Source organism: Bifidobacterium sp. 2450 (assembly GCF_041900695.1).
Lineage (GTDB): Bacteria > Actinomycetota > Actinomycetes > Actinomycetales > Bifidobacteriaceae > Bifidobacterium > Bifidobacterium longum.
In genome coordinates this window covers 80993-105534 of record NZ_JBHEEA010000002.1, presented here as the reverse complement: position 1 = coordinate 105534, position 24542 = coordinate 80993, and the positions used below count along the sequence as shown (strand labels likewise).

At 59.5% G+C, this 24542-nt stretch carries 18 protein-coding genes, 1 pseudogene and 1 riboswitch; of the genes and pseudogenes, 13 read left to right on the top strand and 6 right to left on the bottom strand.

The window, feature by feature from the left end:
* Positions 1 to 49: 49 nt before the first annotated feature.
* Entirely contained in the window at positions 50 to 1522 is a 1473-nt protein-coding gene (locus ACEUKI_RS01025) for a glycine--tRNA ligase (RefSeq protein WP_080784413.1), read from the bottom strand.
* A 336-nt stretch (positions 1523 to 1858) separates the two neighbouring features.
* Positions 1859 to 1967, top strand: a riboswitch (TPP riboswitch).
* On the opposite strand from ACEUKI_RS01025, the gene ACEUKI_RS01020 reads away from it, so the two are divergent.
* Together ACEUKI_RS01020 and thiC are read left to right on the top strand one after the other, a co-directional pair.
* Positions 1958 to 2902, top strand: coding sequence for a hydroxyethylthiazole kinase (locus tag ACEUKI_RS01020; RefSeq protein WP_374156363.1), 945 nt, complete (start codon positions 1958 to 1960; stop codon positions 2900 to 2902). It overlaps the preceding riboswitch by 10 nt.
* Before the next feature lie 82 nt (positions 2903 to 2984).
* Positions 2985 to 5738: a phosphomethylpyrimidine synthase ThiC gene (thiC, locus tag ACEUKI_RS01015; protein ID WP_374156362.1), complete on the top strand. Its 2754-nt coding sequence runs from the start codon at positions 2985 to 2987 to the stop codon at positions 5736 to 5738.
* Positions 5739 to 5774: 36 nt separating this feature from the next.
* On the opposite strand, the gene ACEUKI_RS01010 is transcribed toward thiC, so the two are convergent.
* Positions 5775 to 6983, bottom strand: a complete 1209-nt coding sequence (locus ACEUKI_RS01010) for a 26S protease regulatory subunit (RefSeq protein ID WP_251847873.1) — start codon at positions 6981 to 6983, stop codon at positions 5775 to 5777.
* Between the two features lie 129 nt (positions 6984 to 7112).
* Here ACEUKI_RS01010 and thiD point away from each other — a divergent pair, with 129 nt between their 5' ends.
* The 3 genes from thiD (at position 7113) to ACEUKI_RS00995 (ending at position 10235) form a co-directional block, all read left to right on the top strand.
* Positions 7113 to 7922 carry a bifunctional hydroxymethylpyrimidine kinase/phosphomethylpyrimidine kinase gene (gene thiD, locus ACEUKI_RS01005; protein WP_251847872.1) on the top strand — a complete coding sequence of 270 codons (810 nt, stop codon included), beginning with the start codon at positions 7113 to 7115 and terminating at the stop codon, positions 7920 to 7922.
* Between the two features lie 50 nt (positions 7923 to 7972).
* Positions 7973 to 8350 carry a thiamine-binding protein gene (locus tag ACEUKI_RS01000; protein ID WP_200488187.1) on the top strand — a complete coding sequence of 126 codons (378 nt, stop codon included), beginning with the start codon at positions 7973 to 7975 and terminating at the stop codon, positions 8348 to 8350.
* Positions 8351 to 8855: 505 nt separating this feature from the next.
* Positions 8856 to 10235, top strand: a complete 1380-nt coding sequence (locus ACEUKI_RS00995; protein WP_251847871.1) for an MFS transporter — start codon at positions 8856 to 8858, stop codon at positions 10233 to 10235.
* 8 nt (positions 10236 to 10243) lie between these two features.
* Here ACEUKI_RS00995 and serK read toward each other — a convergent pair whose 3' ends face one another.
* Together serK and ACEUKI_RS00985 are read right to left on the bottom strand one after the other, a co-directional pair.
* Positions 10244 to 11656: a serpin regulatory histidine kinase SerK gene (gene serK / locus ACEUKI_RS00990; RefSeq protein WP_251847870.1), complete on the bottom strand. Its 1413-nt coding sequence runs from the start codon at positions 11654 to 11656 to the stop codon at positions 10244 to 10246.
* 53 nt (positions 11657 to 11709) lie between these two features.
* Positions 11710 to 12402, bottom strand: coding sequence for a response regulator transcription factor (locus ACEUKI_RS00985; protein WP_251847869.1), 693 nt, complete (start codon positions 12400 to 12402; stop codon positions 11710 to 11712).
* A 146-nt stretch (positions 12403 to 12548) separates the two neighbouring features.
* On the opposite strand from ACEUKI_RS00985, the gene ACEUKI_RS00980 reads away from it, so the two are divergent.
* From ACEUKI_RS00980 to ACEUKI_RS00945, 8 genes and pseudogenes are all read left to right on the top strand, one after another.
* The gene (locus ACEUKI_RS00980) at positions 12549 to 13565 is read left to right on the top strand and encodes a hypothetical protein (protein ID WP_374156361.1); all 1017 of its coding nucleotides are present in this window, start codon (positions 12549 to 12551) and stop codon (positions 13563 to 13565) included.
* Between the two features lie 38 nt (positions 13566 to 13603).
* A pseudogene (gene serU, locus ACEUKI_RS00975) lies at positions 13604 to 15038 on the top strand (serpin-like protein SerU).
* Between the two features lie 43 nt (positions 15039 to 15081).
* On the top strand, positions 15082 to 16122 hold the full coding sequence (locus tag ACEUKI_RS00970) for a LacI family DNA-binding transcriptional regulator (RefSeq protein WP_080784386.1): 1041 nt from the start codon (positions 15082 to 15084) through the stop codon (positions 16120 to 16122).
* 213 nt (positions 16123 to 16335) lie between these two features.
* Positions 16336 to 17670: an MFS transporter gene (locus ACEUKI_RS00965; RefSeq protein ID WP_080784385.1), complete on the top strand. Its 1335-nt coding sequence runs from the start codon at positions 16336 to 16338 to the stop codon at positions 17668 to 17670.
* An 11-nt stretch (positions 17671 to 17681) separates the two neighbouring features.
* A complete protein-coding gene (locus tag ACEUKI_RS00960; RefSeq protein WP_080784384.1) occupies positions 17682 to 19238 on the top strand; it encodes a GH32 C-terminal domain-containing protein in 1557 nt (518 codons plus the stop codon).
* Positions 19239 to 19432: 194 nt separating this feature from the next.
* Complete coding sequence (locus ACEUKI_RS00955; protein WP_080784383.1) at positions 19433 to 20215, top strand: ABC transporter permease; 783 nt, start codon at positions 19433 to 19435, stop codon at positions 20213 to 20215.
* A 261-nt stretch (positions 20216 to 20476) separates the two neighbouring features.
* Positions 20477 to 21547 (top strand): ABC transporter substrate-binding protein, encoded by a 1071-nt coding sequence (locus ACEUKI_RS00950; RefSeq protein WP_080784382.1) that lies wholly within the window; start codon positions 20477 to 20479, stop codon positions 21545 to 21547.
* Positions 21548 to 21670: 123 nt separating this feature from the next.
* The gene (locus ACEUKI_RS00945) at positions 21671 to 22873 is read left to right on the top strand and encodes a nucleoside hydrolase (RefSeq protein WP_080784380.1); all 1203 of its coding nucleotides are present in this window, start codon (positions 21671 to 21673) and stop codon (positions 22871 to 22873) included.
* 155 nt (positions 22874 to 23028) lie between these two features.
* On the opposite strand, the gene ACEUKI_RS00940 is transcribed toward ACEUKI_RS00945, so the two are convergent.
* Both ACEUKI_RS00940 and recO read right to left on the bottom strand, forming a co-directional pair.
* Complete coding sequence (locus tag ACEUKI_RS00940; protein ID WP_007055433.1) at positions 23029 to 23817, bottom strand: isoprenyl transferase; 789 nt, start codon at positions 23815 to 23817, stop codon at positions 23029 to 23031.
* 2 nt (positions 23818 to 23819) lie between these two features.
* Positions 23820 to 24539, bottom strand: coding sequence for a DNA repair protein RecO (gene recO / locus ACEUKI_RS00935; RefSeq protein WP_080784379.1), 720 nt, complete (start codon positions 24537 to 24539; stop codon positions 23820 to 23822).
* Between the last annotated feature and the right edge of the window lie 3 nt (positions 24540 to 24542).

The window sequence follows — 24542 nt, the reverse complement described above, 5'->3', positions numbered from 1 at the left end:
TCCTTACGGCTCAGCCCACAGAGGGGAGCCCAAGTTGTGCGACTCCGGCTTAGTACAGGCCGCCGGCTTCCCGAACGCCGGACTCAGGCCAAGGCTCACCGCCCATTTCCACAGGCTTCAGGGGCACGCGGGTGCGCTTCTCGCCGATACGGGCGGCCACGTAATCGGCCACCTTGTCAAGAGCGACGCGCTCCTGGGCCATGGTGTCACGCTCACGGATGGTCACGGCGTGGTCCTCGAGGGTGTCGAAGTCCACGGTGATGCACAGCGGGGTGCCGATCTCGTCCTGACGACGGTAACGACGACCGATGGCACCGGACTCGTCGTAGTCGATCATCCACTCGTTGAAGCGCAGGTCGTCGGCCAGGTTCTGGGCCACGGTCTGCAGTTCGGGCTTCTTGCTCAGCGGCAGCACGGCGGCCTTGACCGGGGCCAGACGCGGGTCGAGACGCAGCACGGTGCGCTTGTCAACGCCGCCCTTGGTGTTCGGGGCCTCGTCCACATCGTAGGCGTCCACGAGGAAGCACATCAGGGAGCGGGTCAGGCCGGCGGCCGGTTCGATGACGTACGGCACGTACTTCTCGCCGGTGGCCTGGTTGAAGTAGCTCAGGTCTTCGCCGGAGTGCTTGGAGTGCGCGCTCAAATCGTAATCGGTACGGTTGGCGATGCCTTCGAGCTCGCCCCAGTCGGAACCCTGGAAGCCGAACTTGTATTCGATGTCCACGGTGCGCTTGGAGTAGTGGGAGAGCTTCTCCTTCGGGTGCTCGTAGTGGCGCAGGTTCTCCGGCCTGACGCCGAGGTCGATGTACCAGCGGGTGCGGGCGTCGATCCAGTACTGGTGCCATTCCTCATCGGTGCCGGGCGTGACGAAGAACTCCATCTCCATCTGCTCGAACTCACGGGTGCGGAAGATGAAGTTACCCGGGGTGATCTCGTTACGGAAGGACTTACCCATGTTGGCGATGCCGAACGGCGGCCTGGAACGGGAAGAGGTCATCACGTTCTTGAAGTCCACGAAGATGCCCTGTGCAGTCTCCGGGCGCAGGTAGTGCAGGCTGTTCTCGTCCTCGACCGGGCCGAGGTGGGTGCGCAGCATCATGTTGAAGTCGCGCGGTTCGGTCCACTGGCCACGGGTGCCGCAGTTCGGGCAGACGATGTCCTTCATGCCGTTTTCCGGCATCTTGTCGTCGTGCTTCTCGGCGTAGGATTCCTCGAGCTTGTCGGCGCGGTTGCGCTTGTGGCAGTTGAGACACTCGACGAGCGGATCGTTGAACACGCTCACGTGGCCGGACGCCACCCACACTTCGGGCGGCAGAATGATGGAAGTGTCGACACCGACGACATCAGGACGGGTGACGACCATGGAGCGCCACCATTCACGCTTGATATTGTCCTTGAGAGCGACGCCGAGGGGGCCGTAATCCCAAGCGGAACGGGTGCCGCCGTAAATTTCGCCGGCGGGGAACACGAAGCCGCGACGCTTCGCAAGGGATACGACTTCATCGAGTTTGGACTGAGCCACAATGCACCTTCTGGTTTGAACGGTTTGGGGGTCTAATAACAACCGCTTCAGGATAGCCGTATATGGTGACAGGTCAGGCGGCATTATCCGGTATATGTTCCGCGTCTCACGAGCGGCCGTTCGCAGCGATTCCTCTATCGCAACACCTCCATATTGTTCCTGTTGTTTTACCCTTCCCGAATTTGTACCACTGGCATCGCGTCAGCGTCACAAATGCGGGAGATGTTGCTCGGCGGAGGCGTCTATGTATCACGAATGGACGGGACGCGCCAGACCTGACGACACGTATCGAACAAATCCGTCACGATAATGTCCATGTTGGCGCATAGCGTCGGCACTGTAATGCAGGGGAACTCGCATGTGGTTCGCGAGTTGAGAAAGGCCTGAGCCTGACCCTTAGAACCTGTTGGTTAAGACCATCGTAGGGAGCAGTAAATGAGCAATAGTGCATCATCGTTTACCGGTGTGTCCAGCGGTTGTACCGCCGGGACTCCGGTTCCAGCCGATTCACCCATCCGTGACAATATCGCCGATGCCGTTCGCCGCGTACGCGAGACGACTCCGTTGGCCCAGTCATTCACCAATTTTGTGACCATCAATTTGGTTGCCAACGCGCAACTGGCGGCCGGCGGCACTGCGGCCATGAGTTTCCTGCCGGACGACGTGATCGAAACCGCGAAAATCGCGGGCGCGAACTACATCAACGTGGGCACGCTGCTGCCGTTCTATAAGGACGCACTGCCCGAAATCGCCCAGCGACTCAACTACTTGGACAAGCCGTGGGTGCTCGACCCGGTGGCCGCCGGCATCGGCCGCACCCGTACCGCCATTCTTCAGGCCTTCAAGGCCGCTCCCCCGACCATGATTCGCGCGAATGCATCCGAGGTAATCGCGCTGGCGAACATGTGGGGGCTCAATACCGAAACCGTGGGGGACGTTTCCGAGCACCGCCCCGCCGGAGTGGAATCCGTCGACGACGTGGAGTCCGCAACCGGTGCGGCGGTGGCGCTGGCACAGTATCTGACCGAACAGCACGCCAAGCATTCCTCCCATGACGCTTCCACCCGCTGCGCCGTGGCCGTGTCCGGCATCGCCGATCTGGTGACCGATGGCGAAACCGTGTACCGGCTGCCGGGCGGTAGCGCGATGATGACCAAGATCACCGGTGCCGGCTGCTCGCTGGGCGGCGTGGCTGCCACGTATTTGGCGGTCTCCGATCCGTTGACCGCCGCCCTGTCCGCGTCTCTGCTGTACAACCGCGCGGGAGAGGTGGCCGATACAAGTTCGCACGGGCCGGGCTCGTTCCAAGTCGCGTTCCTTGACGCGCTGTGGAATGTGACCGCCGGACAGGTGGCGGAATCCGAGATTTTGGTGCAGTAGTTTCAGTTCCCTCTGATGAGGGAGCTCATAACAGTTTTTTCCAATAAGACTTCCACAAGAAACAACAAAAGCAGGAATAATAATGAATATTGAATACCCATACGACTCCATGCGCGACAGCTTCGACCTGTCCGCGTACTTCGTGGTGGGGCCGGAGGACTGCAAAGGCCGTCCGCTGACCGACGTGGTGGATCAGGCTCTGCACGGCGGCGCAACCTTCATCCAACTGCGCGCCAAGGAGGCCGATGCCTCTGAGCTGACCGACATGGCTCGCGACATCGCGCAGATCATCGAGGACAATGAGAAGTCCGATTCCGTGGCCTTTGTGATCGACGACCGTGCCGACGTGGTGTGGCAGGCCCGCCGCAAGGGCATCAAGGTGGACGGTGTGCACATCGGCCAAACCGACATGGAGCCGCGCGAAGCCCGCGCCCTGCTCGGCGACGAGGCCATCGTGGGTCTGTCGGCTGAGACCGAAAGCCTCGTTCGGCTCATCAACGAGCTGCCCGACGGCTGCATCGACTACATTGGCGCCGGCCCTCTGCACGTCTCCACCACCAAGCCCGAGGCTTCCGTGGGCGGCAACGACGGCTCCGGCAAGACGCTGGACGCCGCCCAGATCAACACCATCTGCGTTGCCAGTGAATTCCCGGTGGTCGTGGGCGGCGGCGTGACCGCAGCCGATATGGCCATGCTCGCCGATACCAAGGCTGCCGGCTGGTTCGCGGTCTCCGCCATCGCGGGTGCCGAGGACCCGGAAGAGGCCGCGCGCACCATGGTCGAAGACTGGAAGGCCGTCCGCGGCGACAAGAAGCACGGCTACGCGCCGCGCGTCGTAACCCACACCCCCGTTACTGACACTCAGGCTGCTCAGGAGGGGGCCGCGAAGCCTGGTTCCGAGGCCACTGAGAAGAAGTTCACCAACGCCAAGGACGCCAAGGATGCCCAGAAGCTTGCCAAGCAGCAGCGCGTGGACATCGCTGCCCGTGGTTCCAAGCAGCGCGACAAGGCGCACATCCGCAAGACCAAGTCCGTACCGTTCACCTATCAGTACGGTTCCTACGATCTGGAAGTGCCGTACACCGAAATCAAGCTGAGCGACACGCCCGGCGTGGGCCCGAACCCGCCGTTCCACGATTACAACACCGAAGGCCCCAAGTGCGACCCGAAGGAAGGCTTGAAGCCCCTGCGTCTCGACTGGATTCGCGACCGCGGCGACATCGAAGACTACGAGGGCCGCCGCCGCAACCTTGAGGACGATGGCAAGCGCGCCATCAAGCGCGGCCGCGCCACCAAGGAATGGCGTGGACGCAAGCATGAGCCGATGCGCGCCAAGGATCACCCGATCACCCAGATGTGGTACGCCCGCCACGGCATCATCACCCCGGAGATGCAGTACGTGGCCACCCGCGAGAACTGCGATGTGGAGCTCGTGCGCTCCGAGCTGGCCGCCGGCCGCGCAGTGATGCCCTGCAACATCAACCACCCCGAGGCCGAGCCGATGATTATCGGATCCGCCTTCCTGACCAAGCTCAACGCCAACATGGGCAACTCGGCCGTCACCTCCTCCATCGATGAGGAAGTGGAGAAGCTGACGTGGGCCACCAAGTGGGGTGCCGATACCGTGATGGACCTGTCCACCGGTAACGACATCCACACCACCCGTGAGTGGATTCTGCGCAACTCCCCCGTGCCGATCGGCACCGTGCCGATGTACCAGGCCCTCGAAAAGGTCGAGGATGATGCCTCCAAGCTGAGCTGGGAGCTGTTCCGCGACACCGTGATCGAACAGTGCGAGCAGGGTGTGGATTACATGACCATCCACGCCGGCGTGCTGCTGCGTTACGTGCCGCTGACCGCCAACCGCGTGACCGGCATCGTCTCCCGCGGTGGCTCCATCATGGCCGACTGGTGCCTGCGCCACCACCAGGAGAGCTTCCTGTACACGCACTTCGACGAGCTGTGCGACATCTTCGCCAAGTACGACGTGGCGTTCTCTCTGGGCGATGGCCTGCGCCCCGGCTCCCTGGCCGACGCGAACGACGCCGCGCAGCTTTCCGAGCTCATGACTCTGGGCGAGCTGACTGAGCGCGCCTGGGCCAAGGACGTGCAGGTGATGATCGAGGGGCCGGGCCACGTGCCGTTCGACACCGTGCGCATGAACATCGAGCTGGAGAAGGCCGTGTGCCACAACGCCCCGTTCTACACCCTCGGACCGCTGACCACCGATACCGCTCCGGGTTACGATCACATCACCTCCGCTATCGGTGCCACCGAGATCGGTCGTTACGGCACCGCTATGCTGTGCTACGTGACCCCGAAGGAACACCTCGGCCTGCCGAACAAGGATGATGTGAAGCAGGGCGTGATTGCCTACAAGATCGCCTGCCACGCCGCAGACATCGCCAAGCACCACCCGCACGCGATGGATCGTGACAATGCGATTTCCAAGGCTCGCTTTGAGTTCCGTTGGCTCGACCAGTTCAATCTGTCCTACGATCCGGACACCGCCATCGCCTTCCACGACGATACCCTGCCCGCCGAGCCGGCCAAGATGGCGCACTTCTGCTCGATGTGCGGCCCGAAGTTCTGCTCGATGGCCATCTCCCAGAACATCCGCAAGGCATTCGGTGGCGAGGCCGCTCAGCAGCAAATCGTGAAGGAGGCTGCTGCAGGCATCGACTCCGAGGCACTGGCTAAGGCCAAGGCCAATGTCGATAACGGCGTGGTGTCCGCCAACGTGCTCAGCCCCGAAGAAATCCTCGCCGGCATGGATGCGATGAGCAAAAAGTACACCGCCCAAGGCGGCAAGCTCTACTCCACCGCCCAGGAGTAAACCTCTCTGGCTCCCCTCTCTGAGGGGAGCCAATTATTATGCCCGGTGGTGTCTTAATTCGGGGCGGCGCTCGACTCGCTCGAAGGCGGTGACGAGGTCGGCAGCACGGATCGCGCCGCGGCGGTCCTTGGCGGCCACCAGAGCGGCCTCGGTCCAAATGGCGCACACTTCGGCGCCACTCCAGCCTTCAGTCCGCTGTGCGATATCGGCCAACGGCAGTTCGCCCTCAATTGACAGCGAACGGGCCTGCACCTGCAGAATGCCCAAACGGTCGCGCTCGGACGGCATCGGGAAAGGAATCTGCCAGTCGAAACGGCCCGGACGCAACAAAGCAGGATCCACGTCCTCAATACGATTGGTCGCAGCGACCACCACAACATTGCCCTTGGACTCGAAACCATCCATCAACGTCAGCAACTGTGCCACCAAGCGCTTGCCGACGCCATTGGTATCGTTCTCGCGCGAGGACGCAATCGAATCGATCTCATCAAAGAAGATGATGGCGCGCTTGTCCGCCTGCGCGGCGGCGAAAATCATGCGCAGCGTTTCCTCACTATCGCCTACATACTTGCTCACAATGGTCGGGCCGGACACTAGATAGAACTGCGCGTCCGCCACATTGGCGATGATGCGGGCCAAATGCGTTTTGCCGGTGCCCGGAGCACCGGTGAAGATCACGCCCTTGATGGGCTTGGCACCAATCGCACGCATCTGCGCACTGTTGCCCAGCTGCGTTTCGATGAGCTCCTTGGCGCGCGTAATCACCTGCTCATAACCGCCGAACGAATCGAAGGTAAGCGACGGATCGCTGCCCGGCGTGATGCGGTACTGCTTGATGTCGTCATCATGGTCAGATTCGCCAGGACGGATGGCCGTGGGCCACAGCACTCGTTCGATGCCGAACAGGTCGGTGAACTGCACAGTATTGCCGGGCATGATCGAAGTCGGATAATCACCCTCAAGCAGTTCGAGGCCGTTGGAAGTCTCCAGGACCACGCCTTCGTTGAGCGCACGGCGCACGATGCCCACACGGGGCTTCAACGGCCACACATCATGCGGCACTTTGCGATAGAAATCCGTACCGACGAGCAACACGTCGCCCACATCGAACACTTCCTGACGCGGAAATGTGAGCTGTGTGGTGTGTCCGTTAGGCATTACGCCAAAATATGCGGTGCGTTCATCGTCAAAACCGGTGATGCGCACCAAGACGCCGTCACGGCGCAGTACATCGTTATCAGCCATGTCCTCCTCCCGAACATTTCATGAATCAATCGCAATCAGCAAACCTTCCCCATCTCACCACAGGAGCGGCAAAACATCAAGGAAAACCGCTCCGAAAAAACATCATGGGCCCCACTTAGAATGAACACTATGGCACAAATTGCAACATCTCCACTTCCCGCTGTTCTCGCGATCTCCGGCTCCGACTCGTCCGGCGGTGCCGGCATGCAGGCCGACCTGAAGACCATGCTGGCCTGCGGCGTGTTCGGCATGAGCGCCATCACCGCGCTCACCGCACAGAACACCACCGGCGTGCGTTCCATTCAGGACACCAAACCGGACATTCTCGCCGATCAGATCAACATGGTGTTTGAGGATATTCCGCCGGTCGCGGTGAAAATCGGCATGGTGTCTGCCACTGACCTCATCGACGTCATCGCTGAACGACTCACCTTCCATCACGCCACGAACATCGTGCTCGACCCGGTTATGGTGGCCACTTCCGGTGCCAAGCTCATCAGTGACGATGCCATTGCAGCCTTGACCGGCAAACTGTTCCCGATGGCCACGGTCGTGACTCCGAACATTCCCGAGGCCGAAGTGCTGACCGATACGCTGATTCGCGATCAGGAGGATATGGAGGCCGCCGCCCACCGCCTCGTGGAGCGTTATGGCTGTGCCGCGCTGGTCAAGGGTGGTCATGGCACCGAGGATGCCAACGATGTGCTTGCCGAGACGGATGGAACCGTGACCTGGTTTGATGGCGCGCGTATCAATAATCCGAACACGCACGGCACCGGATGCACGCTAAGCTCCGCCATCGCCTCGTATCTGGCGCTTGGCGACACATTGCCCAAGACCATCAAGCATGCGAAGAAGTATCTGACCGGTGCGCTGAAGGCCCAGCTGAGTCTTGGCCACGGCTCCGGCCCGATGGATCATTTCTGGAAGTATCGCTGAGTCCTACTGGCCCCCCTCTCTGAGGGGAACCAAGTAATAAAAGGAGAATCATGATTATTGACCGTAATGCCGTTACTCAGGAAGTGCCGATCGACCCGGAAACCGGCAAACCGTACCTCAACACCGTGGCCGCCATTCAGGTGTCGGCCAATGGCGTGGGCTCCGAGGTTTCGCCATACGTGGCTCAGGCCGTCGAGGTGATTCGCGAATCCGGCCTGCCGCAGGAAACCAACGCCCTGTTCACCAACGTGGAAGGCAATCTGGACGACGTGCTCAAGGTGGCCGGTGAGGCCGCCAAGAAGCTCGCCGAGCAGGGCTACCGCACTTCTCTGGTGCTGCACATGGATATCCGCCCCGGCTTCACCGGCCAGCTGACCGAAAAGCCCAAGCTGGTGGATGAGATCCTCGCCGACAAGCAGGCGAAGTAGCAAAGCATTGCTTCCACCAGCAAGGGCATGCTTTGTTATTACACGTTTCATGGGGCGGTAGCTCACCCATGGGGTGGTAAATATCTCATGGGGCGGTAGGCGAAAACGGCTCTATTCTGCGGAAAGGCATAATCCGCTAACCGCCCCATGGGCCGAATACCACCCCATGAGTGTTTTACCGCCCCATGGGAATCGCGGTTCTGCCTTCTTTCGACGGGGTAAAAGCGTAAGTGGGGCATATGTAGGAGCGTTACAACCTCTGTTATCGTTCACAATGTGACCGCAACGCGGCGTGCCACAAAATCGAACCTATAGTTAAGCCCCATGCAGTGAGCTATCTCACAACGATTGGCTCGCTACGTGGAATTCAAGACTTGGACCGCAAACGTCGTTCATCCCACACAATGGGAGGGCGAACGGAACACGCAGTCCAATCAAGAGTTCGCTCGCCGCAACACCATTGAGCAGTTGCACGCGGGCAGGTTTGCAAGAAGAGGGCTCAAATATGACTGCTGCTGAACAGCAGATTTCCGGCAATCCCCCGGCTATGGAAAACGCACAAGCACGTACCACCGTGATGGATCAAGCCAAGGTTCAGGATATTATCTCGCGCATGGATCGCGCACATGAAACCCCGATGTTCCATCGCATCGTGACGCTGGTCGCCGCTGGCATGCTGATGGACAGCATCGACGTATATATTGGCAGCGCCGTTGCCTCCAGCGCGTTGGCTACCCACTGGTCCACCGTTGCGCAAAATTCCACCTTTATGTCCGCAGGCTTCCTGGGTCTGCTGGTCGGTTCGCTGCTGGCCGGCTTCGTCGGTGACCTGGAGGGCCGCCGCGTGGCTTACCAAATCAACCTGCTGCTGTTTGGCGGCTTCACCTTCCTCGGCGCATTCGCCCCGAACATGGCCGTGCTGTCCCTGTGCCGTCTGGGTGCCGGCCTGGGCCTCGGCGCTGAAATCGTCACCGGCTTCGCCATGGTCAACGAGTTCGCACCGATGAACCGCCGTGGCCACTGGTGCGCGATTGTCTCGCTCGTGGCCAACTGCGGTGTGCCGATCGCTATGCTGCTGTGTGCATGGATCATCCCCCGCTGGTCCTGGCGTCCGCTGTTCGTGGCCATCGGTCTGGGGGCCGCCATCATCTGGTGGCTGCGCCGCGACATCCCCGAATCCCCGCGTTGGCTCGCCGTGCACGGCCGTTACGATGAGGCCGACGCCATCGTCAAGCAGCTTGAGGCCAACGGCTCCGAACCGATCGACGCAGCCGCCAAGGCCGACACCAGCGACACCCGCAACGCCGGCGGCCGTTCGCTCGGCATCTGCCTGCTTGTGGCTGTGGTTGCTGTGGCCGCCACGAACGTGTGCTCCTACGCCTTCACTTCTTGGGTTCCGACGATTCTGGTCAAGCGTGGTATTAACCTGTCCAGCTCGCTGCTCACCTCCACGGCGATGATGCTCGGCGCCCCGGTCGGCTGCCTGATTGGCTCTCTGCTTATCGACCGCATCGGCCGCAAGCGCACGATTGTGCCGGCCTTCCTGTTCACTGGCGTGTTCGGTTTGATGTATGCCTTCCAGACCTCTACCGTGAGCGCAATTATCGTTGGCTTCCTGCTCATGATGTGCCTGTACGTGCTTATGGCTTCCGTGGTGGCTGTGTACGCTCCGGAACTGTTCGCCACCAAGGTTCGCTTCCGTTGCGTCGGTTTCGCGAACGCCGTGGCCAAGCTGCTCAATGTGTTGATGCCTATGGTGGTGGGTTGGATGCTCACCTCGCTTGGTGTTACGTCCATCTTTGTGGCCATTAGCGCGATTGCTATTGCATCGATGTTGATTGTCGGCTTCTTTGGCGCGGAGACTGCGCAGAAGTCGGTTGGGTGATGGTTTCCTCACAGTGGAATAACTGCTGATAATGTCCATTCGGCGTCTTGCGTGGTGATATGCAGGGCGCCGTTTTGTTGTTCTAGTAATTGTCGGTAACGGTTGAGGCCGGTGCCGGTGGATAGGTCCGCACTGCCATCCGCATCCGAATCCGATGACGTGCAGGCCGTGTCGATGCAGGCGATGCGGACGGTGTCCAGTCCGATGCCAATCGTCATTACATAGCCCGCTTCCGGGTCGGCATGTTTGGCGATATTGCCGTACAGTTCCTCCAACAGCCCGGCGATCAGGTCACTCCGACCGGCTGCGCCATGAGCACCGGAAATAATCGTCTGACCTTCAAAGCCAAGCTCTGATAATCGGCGGTCACCATTGCTCGCACCATCACGAATTTGCTCGGCTAGCGGACAATCAGCGCCTGTGATGTCACATGCAATGCCAGAAGCGGCATCAACGGTCGAATCATACGGAGTCACTACACTGTGCGCCGCTTCTCCCCTGCCTTCAATAACATCAATGACCTGATGCGTGCGATCCAATGCGCCCATAGCCACGCTACGCAGTTCGCGTAATTCTTCTTCAGAAGGGGTCTTGCCATCGGCGATATTTTTGTCGAATCGCAAAATCAGGTATGCCAAATCATTGGATACGTAATCGTGAATGTCCTGAGCCGTGCGTTCCTGCTGACGGCGGTGAGCCAACTCAGCTTGTGCCAAGCTGCGTTCGTGATTCCATCGCGCTGCCATACCGCCAAGCATGAAGCCAATAAACAGCACGGCCACTGGTATCACACCATAGAGGGCAATCGCACCAAGAATCACTTGCCCAGTGCGATGCTCGGCAGAAGAACCGCTCGATTCATAGGCGCTTCCGGTGAAGTCGCTTCCCGACTGCCCTGCGCTGTCAGACCCACTGGATGAAGAGCCACCATCAGCAGCGCCACCGTCAGCAACACTACCGTCTAGGGCACTACTACTCGCCGCGCCATCCGCAGATCCACTCATCGTGTCTGAGCCGCCATCAAGCCAAGGAATGGCCACGCCACCACGCGACAACATCCACACCACAACGGCAATGCCGGCAACCGCCAGCGCCAATCGCTTATCGGTGTATCCGGCAATACCCACCGCCAATAACATGGCGAGCATTGCACCCGACGGCATCCAGATCGGACTCATGCACAACACTATCCAAGCCACCGCTACCGCCACGCATCCGGTGACCGGACGAAACGCCATCCACCCCACAATGGCAACGAATATGAACTCCGCAAGGCAGTCCGCCGCCGAGACATTGTCAGCGGCCAAGCCCGCCATGGTTTCCATCGTGCATATCAAGGCAACAACCAGTATGGCAATCAACAGCCATGCATTGCGAACACCGCTATCCAGCTCGGCCAATCGGTGTCGTAACGCTTTCATAGCAGTTCCTTTCCTACCATCCATGCCGTTGCACATGCAGCCCTTGCCAGCTCTTAAATCTCATGCCGTTTCACGCAGATTGATATGGCATGGGCGCGACTGCGAGCGCCGAGTTTGGCGAGTGCGCGGCGTTCAAAAGTCGCCACAGTGGCCACGCTGATGCCCAATCGCTCGGCGATTTCCTTGGTGGTTGACCCGTCCGCATACATGCGCAGGGTGTTGCGTTCTTTGCCGGAAAGCGCGCCACGGTGCGCGTATGACGTATCTTCGAGCACCGCGTAGGCGGTTGCGGCATCCATGAAGGACAGCGAATTACCGCTCTCCTCATCTCCCAGTACCAGCTCATTGGTTGGCAATCCTTGGGCTGCATTGCGAATAGCGAGCGCAATGCCGTTCAAATCGGTTTTACCAACCAAGGCCTGTGCCCCGCAGCGAGCCGCCTCGTCGTGAAATGACGCGAGCGCGTATGAGGTGACACCCACCAGCCCAACCTCGGGTGTTTTGGCACGAATCGCTCGGCAGACTTCGGTACCGGGCACGTCGCCCATAGACATATCCGTAACCAGCACGTCAGGCCGCTTGGTGGGGCTCAGGCATCGGCTGATGGCCACGGCACCCAAATCGCAGGTCCATATCACGGCAAAATCGCTGGACATACGTTCGATTAGCGCGCCGAACACTTTCAGCGCATATGGGTCATTGTCCACAATGCCGATGCGTATGTTGCGGTTGCGCGCTTCTTCCATTACATTCACCCCTTCAGTGTGCCCGACGCCAAACTGCTCCGTCCTGACATGTCATGGTCACTATGACAACTATCATTCCACATTTCCTGCGTGATTTACGATGGAATCATCATCAATCCTTGACAAGGCGGTAAAGGAGGACGGCAATGAACCGTGCACAAGCACTCAGCAAGCTCAACAGGAGCGATATGCGCAATGCCGCCGCCGAGCGCGGGACGCAAACACTGTTCACATGGAACCGCGCGCATTGGATTGGCATGGTTGTACTGATAGCGGTGTTGTTGCTGCTGCAGTGGAGCTCATCAATGTATCTCATGCCCGACGAGGTTCTTGACAGGGCTGCCAAAAACCTGTTCGTATGGTTCCCCGGTATGGTGCTGCACTGGCCATTGGTGTTGGGAATCACCAACCTGATACTCGGTTCGATACGATCCGGCAGTCTGTCTTTCCCGTTGGCGAGCGCAATCATCGGACCGCTGGCATTCGGCTGTACCAATCTTCGCTTACGGCCGGGGTTCCCATACCGTTCCTGGGCTCAGTGGTGGAAGCTAATGCACACTGAAAGCGGCCATCAGTTATTGGTTCATTCGTTGATCGGCTCGGCCATGCTGTTGATCTGTTATACGGCCGTTGCGTTCATCTGCTATGCAATCGGATGCTACGGTCTGCGCGAATTGTTTGTGGATCCGAATCCGCAGACGGCGAGCGGACGACTGCTCACATGGATTCGTCAGGATACGATTCGCTTCGGCTGCTGGCTGGCGACGGCAATCATGTACGGCTTGCTATTGGCGCTGACCTTACGGGGCGGCATGGCTGCGATGGCCGCCGCACTGCTAATCAATTTTGTGATTCCGCCCGCCTTGCTGGTCATCAACGGCATCTACGCGCTACGCCCGGCCTCACTGACGTATCCGTGGAAAAGCCTGCTGTTCCCGTTGGTGTGCACACTGGTACCTGCGCCGATGCTCATGGTGCTCATCACGGTGTATGAAGACACGTGCCCGGTAGGAAGTACCTGCACGCTGATCGGCGACCGATACCTCTCCTGGGTCTCGATGGATCAGGTCTTGCATTTCGTCATCGTGTTCGCCGTGGCGAGCTTCCTCGGATTCGGCGTGGTGTGGGCCGTGCGGTGGATTGTGACTCGTCGCACAAAATAAGAGAGACCAAAATATACTGAAATCAGGGGCTTCGTGCAATGATGCACGAGCCGATCCAAGCAAAGGGGCCGACCATGAGCGAGCAACTGATGGAACAGTACCGGTTGCGCGGACAACGCAAACGCCGTAACGCTTGTATCGCCGCCATCGTGACAGTAGTGCTCGTCCTTGCCGTCGCCGGCGGCGTATGGTGGACGGCCGGCGATGGCAGCGCATTGGTTCGCAATATGTTCAAGCCGAAGGCCACGCCTGCCACGCAGCCGGTAGTCAACAGCACCGCAACCTTCGCCTACCGCACCGCACCGGAATTCCTGGCGATGGAAGCCGGAGACCGAGGCACCGGCAATGTGAACTACTCCCCTGCTTCGATGTGGATGGCGTTGGCCATCGCCGCGCAGGGCGCCAATGGCACGACCCGCTCGCAACTGAACGAACTGCTGGGCTCCGGTTCGCTGACCGATAGCGACTACCAATCGCTGCTGAGTTCGATCAACGGGCAATATTCGGGGGCGAAATCCGAGATGAGCGCCGCAAACTCGCTGTGGATTGATGACGGCTACTCTCTTGCCAGCGATTACCAATCCACTGTCAAGAAGATGTTCGAGGCAGAAGTCACCACGTTACCGTTCGACGATCAGGCCGCCGCAAAGATGTCCGATTGGATCGCCAAGCATACGAATGGTTCGCTCAAGCCGAAGATCACGCTGCGTGACCGTGAAGTCCTGTCCATCATCAACACCGTCTATGCGGATGGCCGCTGGAAGGATCCGTTCGAAGAGCGGTCCACCGGCAACGGCACCTTCCACGGCGAAGCCGGAGATGCTCAGGTGCCGATGATGCACCGGACCTTCAGCCAAATGGCTTACGGACATGATGAGTACAACACTTGGCAGCGGGTGGAGATTCCGTTCGACAACGGCGGCAATCTGGCCATCGTGCTGCCGGCCGAAGGGCATTTCGACGAGTTGGCCGGCGATGCCGAGAAGCTCAGTTGGGCGTTCGGTACATGCTCGACGGCTTCCCTTGGCGAGGGCGCAAGAGATTGCATTACAGACAGCATGTCCGGCTGGGGCGTCTCCGTCAACTCGGTCATGGTGAACGTCACGCTACCGCGATTCACCATCGACAGCATGTTCGACTCGGAAGCCACCATCAAGGCATTCGAAAAAACTGGGGGTGACCGATGCGTTCAGTGCAGGCGACGCCGACTTCACCAAGATGATCGACACCGGTTCGCACGGCGAGAATCTGTATATCGGCTCGATTCTGCAAGGCACGCGCATCGAGGTGAACGAAGCCGGAGCCAAGGCCATGTCCTTCACCAAGGTCGGCGTGGACTCCGTTAGCGCGCCGGTGGACAACGTCGAGTTCACGGTGGATCGCCCATTTCTGTATTCGTACGTCACCCCGGACGGCATACCATTATTCATCGGTGCGGTGCACAACCTCGGCGGAGTCGGTGGAGAAAACTGATACTTTCCTGACAGTCCGTCAATTAGGGTGTATCGTTTGACGCATGGTTACGATGAAGGAAATCGCGAACAAGACGGGGGTTTCCGTCTCCACGGTGTCGCTGGTGCTCAACGGACGCGACGAGGGGCGCGTAAAGTCCAAAATTGCGGACAATGTGCGCGCCATCGCCACCAAGCTCGGCTACCGGTCGAATCCGCTGGCCAGTTCGCTGCGTACAGGCAAGACGCACATCCTCGGTTTCATCAGTGAGGAGGTGGCCACCACCCCGTACGCCGGCGGTATGATTCTGGGCGCGCAGACCGCCGCAAGCCAGTTCGGCTATATGCTCATCACCGTGAGCACCGACGGCGAGAACAGCGAGAGCGAGGAAATCGCCGCACTCAAGCGATACGGCACCGACGGTTTTCTGTACGCCAAGATGTCGAACCGCATCACCCATGTGCCTTCTTCGCTGGCCAAGACACCACTGGTGTTGGTGGATGCCACCGACTCGCTTGGCAAAATCCCGAGCGTGGAACCGGACGAGTTCCAAATCGGCTACGACGCCACCACCAGATTGGTTAAGGCCGGATGCGCACGTATCGCCTATGTGGGTTGCTTGGAGCCGATGATTGCGCAGGACGATCGTTTGAAAGGCTATCAGGCGGCGCTCAGGGACGCCGGCCTCGACTATGACGATCATCTGGCCGTCAATGTGCTCAACAACGGGCCGGCACTGACCGCAGTCAGCGATTTGTTCGACGCCGAGCATCCGGACGGATTCTTCTGCTTCAACGATGCCCGCGCCTGGTATGTGTACGAATGCGCCGCACGCCGAGGACTCACGGTCGGCAAGGACATCTCCGTGGTCGGCGTGGATAACCATCGCGTGTTCGCCGAAACGCTGGAACCGATGCTCACCACTGTGGAACTGCCGCATTTCGAGATGGGCTACTGGGCCGTGGCCAAGCTGGTGTCGATTATCGAAGGACGCTCGATGGACGACGCCTCATGGCCAGCGACCACCGCTCCCCTGCCGCCGATCGACGCGCCGATTCCGGCGAAGATCCACTGCACGCTGATCGAAAAGGCCTCGGCGAAGTAACCGAGTCCCACGCGATTTCTCAAGGCCTCCGCTCAGCGCGGAGGCCTTTTTGCGTGTCAAACAGGTACGACACGCCGATGACGTCAATCGATTGACGTAAATCGATTGACGTCGCATAATAATTGCTACACAACAACTTCTACAAAGGCACGGCCGCCCGAGCAGAAGCGCTACATAACCAATAACCAACCAAGTAGTAATCAAAGGATGATTATGGCAAGTGCAACCAAATCTGCATGGAAGAATCCTTCCTATCTGCAGAGCTCTTTCGGCATCTTCATGTTCTTCTGCTCCTGGGGCATCTGGTGGTCCTTCTTCCGTATCTGGCTTGAATCCTTGGGCCTGAGCGGCACCGAAGTCGGCACCATCTACTCCATCAACTCCGCAATGACCATGATTATCATGTTCTGCTACGGCATCATCCAGGATCAGCTCGGCATCAAGCGCAAGCTCATCATCGTGGTCTCCGTGATCTCCGCATGCGTGGGCCCCTTTGTCCAGTTCGTCTACGCCCCGATGATCAACGCCGGAGGCACCACCCGCTGGGCTGGTGCACTGATTGGCTCCATCGTCCTGTCCGCCGGCTTCATGGCAGCCTGCTCCCTGTTCGAGGCTGTCACCGAACGCTACTCCCGTAAGTTCAACTTCGAATACGGCCAGTCCCGTGCCTGGGGTTCCTTCGGCTACGCCATCGTGGCCCTGTGCGCCGGCTTCCTGTTCAACATCAGCCCGATGATCAACTTCTGGATCGGCACCGCCTGCGGCGTCGGCATGCTGCTCATCTACCTGTTCTGGGTTCCGGCCGAGCAGAAGGAAGAGCTCAAGAAGGCAGCCGATCCGAACGCCGAGAAGACCAACCCCTCCTTCAAGGAGATGGTCGGCGTGCTCAAGATGCCGACCCTGTGGGTGCTCATCGTCTTCATGCTCCTGACCAACACCTTCTACACCGTGTTCGACCAGCAGTGGTTCCCGGTCTACTACGCCGGTCTGTTCCCCACTGAGGCCATCGGCAACGCCACCTACGGCACCCTCAACGGCTTCCAGGTCTTCCTCGAGTCCGCGATGATGGGCGTTGTACCGATCATCATGAAGAAGATCGGCGTGCGCAACTCCCTGCTGCTCGGCGCCACCGTGATGTTCCTGCGCATCGGCCTGTGCGGCGTGTTCCACGACCCGGTCACCGTCTCCATCGTCAAGCTGTTCCACTCCATCGAAGTGCCGCTGTTCTGTCTGCCGGCGTTCCGCTACTTCACCCTGCACTTCGACACCAAGCTCTCCGCCACGCTGTACATGGTCGGCTTCCAGATCGCCTCCCAGGTGGGCCAGATCATCTTCTCCACCCCACTGGGCGCCTTCCACGACTACATGGCCGGCATCCTGCCGAACAACGACATGGGCTCCCGCGTGACCTTCTGGGTCATCTCCGGCATCGTGCTGTGCGCGCTGATCTACGGCTTCTTCGTCATCAAGCACGATGATCAGGAAGTCGGCGGCGACCCGTTCTACACCGACAAGCAGCTGCGCCAGATGGAAGCTGCCAAGGCCTGAAAGGACACACCATGACTGACTTCACTCCCGAAACCCCTGTTCTCACCCCCATCCGCGACCACGCTGCTGAACTGGCAAAAGCCGAAGCCGGCGTGGCTGAGATGGCCGCCAAGCGCAACAACCGCTGGTACCCGAAGTATCACATCGCCTCCAACGGTGGCTGGATCAACGACCCGAACGGCCTGTGCTTCTACAAGGGCCGCTGGCACGTGTTCTACCAGCTGCACCCCTACGGCACCCAGTGGGGTCCGATGCACTGGGGCCACGTCTCCTCCACCGACATGCTCAACTGGAAGCGCGAGCCCATCATGTTCGCACCGTCCCTAGAGCAGGAGAAGGACGGCGTGTTCTCCGGTTCCGCCGTCATCGACGACAACGGCGACCTTCGCTTCTACTACACCGGCCACCGTTGGGCCAACGGCCACGACAACACCGGCGGCGACTGGCAGGTGCAGATGACCGCGCTGCCGGACAATGACGAGCTCACCTCCGCCACCAAGCAGGGCATGATCATCGACTGCCCGACCGACAAGGTCGACCATCACTACCGCGACCCGAAGGTCTGGAAGACCGGCGACACCTGGTACATGACCTTCGGTGTCTCCTCTGCGGACAAGCGCGGCCAGATGTGGCTGTTCTCCTCCAAGGACATGGTCCGCTGGGAATACGAGCGCGTGCTCTTCCAGCACCCGGATCCGGATGTGTTCATGCTCGAATGCCCCGACTTCTTCCCCATCAAAGACAAGGACGGCAACGAGAAGTGGGTCATTGGCTTCTCCGCCATGGGGTCCAAGCCCAGCGGCTTCATGAACCGCAACGTCAACAACGCCGGCTACATGATCGGCACGTGGGAGCCGGGCGGCGAATTCAAGCCGGAAACCGAGTTCCGCCTGTGGGATTGCGGCCACAACTACTATGCCCCGCAGTCCTTCAATGTGGACGGCCGTCAGATCGTCTATGGCTGGATGAGCCCGTTCGTGCAGCCGATTCCCATGGAGGATGACGGCTGGTGTGGCCAGCTCACCCTGCCGCGCGAGATCACCCTTGGCGATGACGGCGACGTGGTCACCGCGCCGGTCGCCGAAATGGAAGGCCTGCGCGAGGATACCCTCGACCATGGTTCGATCACACTCGACATGGATGGCGAGCAGGTCATCGCCGACGACGCCGAGGCCGTGGAAATCGAAATGACCATCGACTTGGCTGCCTCCACTGCCGAGCGTGCGGGTCTGAAGATTCACGCCACTGAGGACGGTGCCTACACCTACGTGGCTTATGACGACCAGATCGGCCGCGTGGTGGTGGATCGTCAGGCCATGACCAACGGCGATCGCGGCTACCGCGCCGCCCCACTGACCGACGCCGAACTGGCCTCCGGCAAGCTGGACCTGCGCGTGTTCGTGGATCGCGGCTCCGTGGAGGTCTACGTCAACGGTGGCCACCAAGTGCTGAGCTCCTACTCCTACGCCTCCGAAGGCCCGCGCGCCATCAAGCTCGTCGCCGAGTCCGGTAGTCTCAAGGTGGATTCCCTGAAGCTCCACCACATGAAGTCCATCGGACTGGAGTAGCTCTCTCACCTCCCTCTGACGAGGGAGGTTTTTTGTGCGCCCTGTCGTTCGCCTTCGCCTATACTGATGGACGGCATATAACACAATCCATCACACGACCGGCAGGCGCGCAGGCTCCTCACCTTACTGTTCCACGCCCCGGCCGCAAGCGCCACCAGCAAACCGGACTGGCGCGGAAAGCAAGGTGACATCCCATGTCCATCGCCAAGCGCCTCAAGCGCCGCATGCCCACCGTCATCGCCGTCATCGTATTGCTGGCAGTCTGGGAAACGTGGGTGGATCTAGGACATGTCTCCCCCACGATGATCTCCGCACCAAGCGAGATTTTCGCCGCCACCATCGAAACATGGAACACGCTCGGCCCGGCCGCGGCAATCACCGGCTATGAGGGCGTGGCTGGCTTCCTGTTTGCCGTGTTCTTCGGCATTATGATCGGCATTGCACTGTACTGCTCGCACACGTTCAACGCGGCGTTCTATCCGCTGCTTGCCGCCGCACAAACCATGCCGCTGATTTCCATCGCCCCGTTGTTCCTGATTTGGTTCGGTTTTGAGATTTCCGGCAAAATCGTAATCGTGGCGGTATTCGGCCTCTTCCCCATCGCCGTGCAGACTGTGCGCGGACTAGAAGCAGTGCCCCAGTTCTATTCCGACGTCGCATTGACCTGCGGCGCGACCCCGGTCTGGACGCTCTGGCACGTGAAGCTGCGCGTTGCCGCACGTCAGATCTATGGCGGTATCCGAGTATCTGCCGCATACATCTTCGCCACGGCATCCACCGCTGAATACCTTGGCGCACGCAAGGGCCTCGGCATCTGGCTGCAGGCTGCCTACAGTTCATTCCGCACGCCGCTGATCTTCTCCGCCACCATCGTCATTATCCTGATGACATGCGTACTGATGCTGGCGGTAAACGCCAGCGAGCGCATCCTGCTCGGCCCGGCCGGCGACGACGAAGACCCCGACGCGGACCAGTAGTTCTTTTTTTTACCGTCAAAGGCACAAGCCGGCAGCCAGGACCGACTGAACGAGGCGGCTTCTCATGAGGTCTCCAACCCTGTCTCTATAATGGAACAGCTTTACCAGCGTGTGGCAAACCGGCTTTCCCGAGCTTTCATAGGGAATGTCGGGGGCGCTGGTCGAACGGAAATCAAGGCCCTCCATATCGTTTTCTGCCGACTTCCGTTCGAAGCAATCCCAGAGAACGATAGAGAGACAACGAATTAGGGAACCATCATTATGAAGAAAAGCCTTGTATCCAAGGCCGCTGCCCTCGTGGGCGCCCTTGCTATGACTTTCGGTTTCGCCGCATGTGGCCAGACCAACACCGCCGACTCCTCCAACTCCAACACCTCCGACCTCAAGAAGGTCACTTTCATGCTTTCCTGGGCACCCGATACCAACCACATCGGCGTGTACGTGGCCAAGAACAAGGGCTACTTCAAGGATGCCGGCCTTGACGTGGATATCGTGGCCGTGGCCCAGGCCGGTGCCGAACAGGCCGTGAACAACGGTGTGGCCGACTTCGCCCTGTCCAACCTGACCAACGTGGGCATCTACACGCTGAAGGGCGCTCACATCAAGCAGGTGCTGCAGGTGCAGCAGAAGCCGAGCGCCATTTGGTGCGCACTGGCGTCCAACACCGCCATCAAGTCCCCTAAGGATTTGGATGGCAAGACCTTCGCCACCTTCGGCTCCAACGAGTCCGATGCCGTGGTGCGCCGCATGATCCAAACCGATGGCGGCAAGGGCGAATTCGACAAGGTGACCGTCGGCACCTCCACCTTCCAGACCATGGAATCCGGCAAGGCCGATTTCGGCGGCTTCTACGCCACGTGGGAAGGCGTGCAAGCCGACATGTACGGCCCGAAGCTCAACTGCTTCACCGAGCCTGACTATGGCGTGCCCGGCAACGCCGACACCATCGGCATCATCACCAACGACAAGACCATCAAGAACAATCCCGACCTGGTCAAGAAGTTCACTCAGGCCACTCAAAAGGGTTACGAGTACGCGTACGCCAACCCGGATGACGCCGCGCAGATTCTCGTGGACGAAGCCCCTGACGCCAACCTCAAGCCCGAATTCGTCAAGAAGAGCATGCAGGTTATCGTCGACGGCCAGTACTGGGGCGATCCGGCCAAGATCAAGGACGGCTCTTTCGTGCTCGGCACCAACGACTTCAAGGGCGCTCAAGAATACTTCGACTTCCTGGCTGAAGAAGACGCATACACCGACAGTCATGACAAGATAATTCATGAGGCCCCGCAGGCCAAGGACCTTGCCACCGACGAATTCATCGGCAAGTAATTTCCGATATTCCGAGTTTGAATCTACGCAAAAATGCGTCCTTCCCATGAGGAAAGGACGCATTTTTGCGTATCGGCCGATAAGGTTATTCATAGCGGATCACGCTAACAAGGAGACGATTCTATGGTCCAATGTCCTGACCGTATTATTGCCAGCATGGATACGGGTGTTGATGATGCGTTGGCGTTGGCGTATTTGTTGGGGTCGGCGGATGAGTGCGAGTTGGGTGGCGTGATTGCCAGTTATGGCAATGTGGATGCGAACACGGCTTATACCAATACTTGCGCGGTGCTTGATTTGTTTGGTCGGGCGGATATTCCAGTGTTTTTAGGGTCTGAGCATCCTTCTTGGGCTGATGCGTTTATTCCTGATGCAGGGTGTGCCCAGTTCCATGGGGATGATGGACTGGGGAATACTCGGCTGGCAGGGTCCGGGGCTCTGGCTGATGGAGCTGGTGTGCCTGGTGATGATATGTCTGGGGATGACATGTCTGTGGATGTGCCCGATGAGGTTGTTTCTGTTGGCGGGTATTTGGCGGGGGATGTTCATGCTCATCCGGCGTTGGGTGCTTGTTCTCGTGTGAACCGCTCTCGGTCGGTGGGCCACCCCCAGTCGGCTATGCCGACAGCTCTCGCCAGCGGGGGCAAAAGGAGGTGCTCCGTTGATGCTGCGGATGGGATTGAGTATCTGATTGAGCAGGTTCGCGAGTTTGGCCGAGACGTTACCGTGCTGGCTACCGGGCCGTTGACGGATGTGGATGCGGCTATTACTCGAGCACCGGATATTGCATCGAAACTCAGGCTGGTGATGATGGGCGGTACGCTTACCCAACCCGGTAATTGTTGGGATGCGGTAGCTGAGACGAATATCATCCAAGACCCTGAGGCCGCGAATCGTGTATTTCATTCCGGCGCAGACATCACAATGGTGGGACTTGATGTGACTCACCAGTGTTTGCTACCGCAATCGGCAGCCGACCAGTGGCGTGCGACGGGGACCAAGCGCGGGCGGTTTTTGGCTGATCTCGCGGACTTTTCCATCAAGGCAAATTTGGAAGCCGACCCCGCACTGTTCTCTGGCGGCATGCCGTTTCATGATCCGTTGGCGGCGGCGGTTGCACTTGATTCTTCACTGGTCGATTGTTTTGATCTTGCGTTGCGCGCGGAGACCAATACCGGTGATTTCAATGGAGTACGAGGCCGGACCACCGGAGACCCGGTTGGGCTGGTGAATCATTCCATGCCGCATGTGCATGTGGCACTTGGTGTGAATTCGGGACGTTTTTTGGATGAGTTTGTAGAGAGGATAGCTGAGGTGTGCCGGTAACTCCCCTCAGTCCGCTACACGGACAGCTCGACCGCAATTACGGACAAGCTGCCGCTCGCATTCTTCTGGCTCGACTCTCGTCTCGCCTTCGCCTACAAGCAGCCCACCGGGCTGTTTGCTTTACGGTTCAGCCCGTCAGAGGGGCCTAACAAGGACTATTTCACACCGCCGAATCGGCGATCGCGGTGGATGTAATGGTCGATGGAGCGCCATAGCACGTCACGGCCGCAGTCCGGGAAGAGTTCGGGCACGAAGTCGAGCTCGGCGTAGGCGGCCTCCCACGGCAGGAAGTTGGAGGTGCGCTGTTCGCCGGAAGTACGGATCACCAAGTCGCAATCGGGAATGTCCGGATTGTACAGATGGTCGGCAATCATCTTTTCAGTCACACGGTCGCCGGAAATCTTGCCATCGCGCACTTCGCGAGCGATGGCGGCGCAGGCGTCGGCGATTTCAGCACGGCCACCATAGTTGATGCAGAACACCACATCGATGACCTTGTTGTTCTTGGTGCGCTCCTCGGCGGCTTCAAGCTCGTCGATCACCGACTTCCACAGCTTGGGGCGACGGCCGGACCAGCGCACGCGCACACCCCACTCGTCCATCTGTTCCACACGACGGTGGATGATTTCACGCGAGAAACCCATGAGGAAGCGCACTTCCTGTGGCGAGCGCTTCCAGTTTTCAGTGGAGAACGTGTACAGGCTCAAATACCGTACACCGGCTTCGATGGCACCGGCGATAGTGTCGAACACCACCGGTTCGGCGGCCTGATGACCATTGGTGCGGACCATGCCGCGCTGCTTGGCCCAACGACCATTGCCGTCCATAATCACACCGATATGGCGGGGTACCTTGTTCTTGGGGAAGTCGGGAATACGAGCGGGGTCGCTGAACGGAGCTGCGGGAATGTCCAACGACGTGTAATCAACGTTCTCAAAAGCCATACTCATGAATCTATCAAGCGCAGCGAACGAATCGGGCGTTCGAGGTAATACTCCCCCCAATCTTCAACCAACTCCTGCACAACCCGCTCCACAGGCGCGGCATCAAGCACCGACCAATCGCCACGAATCAGTGCATCGAACTGGTTTAACACGAACGGCGCGATACGGCGCGCATCGGTAGTGTGGTCGGCTTCGCACATCACGCCGCCGGACGCGATGGACAGGTACGCCGGCTCCGCCTTGCCGCATACCACGCAAGCACCCAATCGTGGCGTCCAACCAGCCAAGGCCAAGGCGCGCATCACATAGGAGTCGCCTATGGCTTGCGGGGCGTGGGATTGTTTGGCGAGCGCGTTCAACGCGCCGATGAGCAGCCGATATTGGTTCGGCAGCTGCTCATGTTCGGTGCTGGCGAGTTTATCGATAGTCTCAACGATGACGTTGGCGGCCTCATACGCCGCATAATCCGCCGCGATCGGAGCACCATAAGCGGCGACCGCTTCAGCTTGGGAGACCACGTCAAGCGAGCGGCCTTCAGCGATAAGCACATCGACTCGCATGAACGGCTCGAGCCTGGCACCAAAGCGTGATTTGGTGCGACGTACGCCTTTGGCGACCGCCCGAATCTTGCCATGCCCACGCGTCAGGATGGTGATGATACGATCAGCCTCGCCCAGTTTGGAGGTACGCAACACCACACCTTCGTCTCGGTACAGCGACATCTC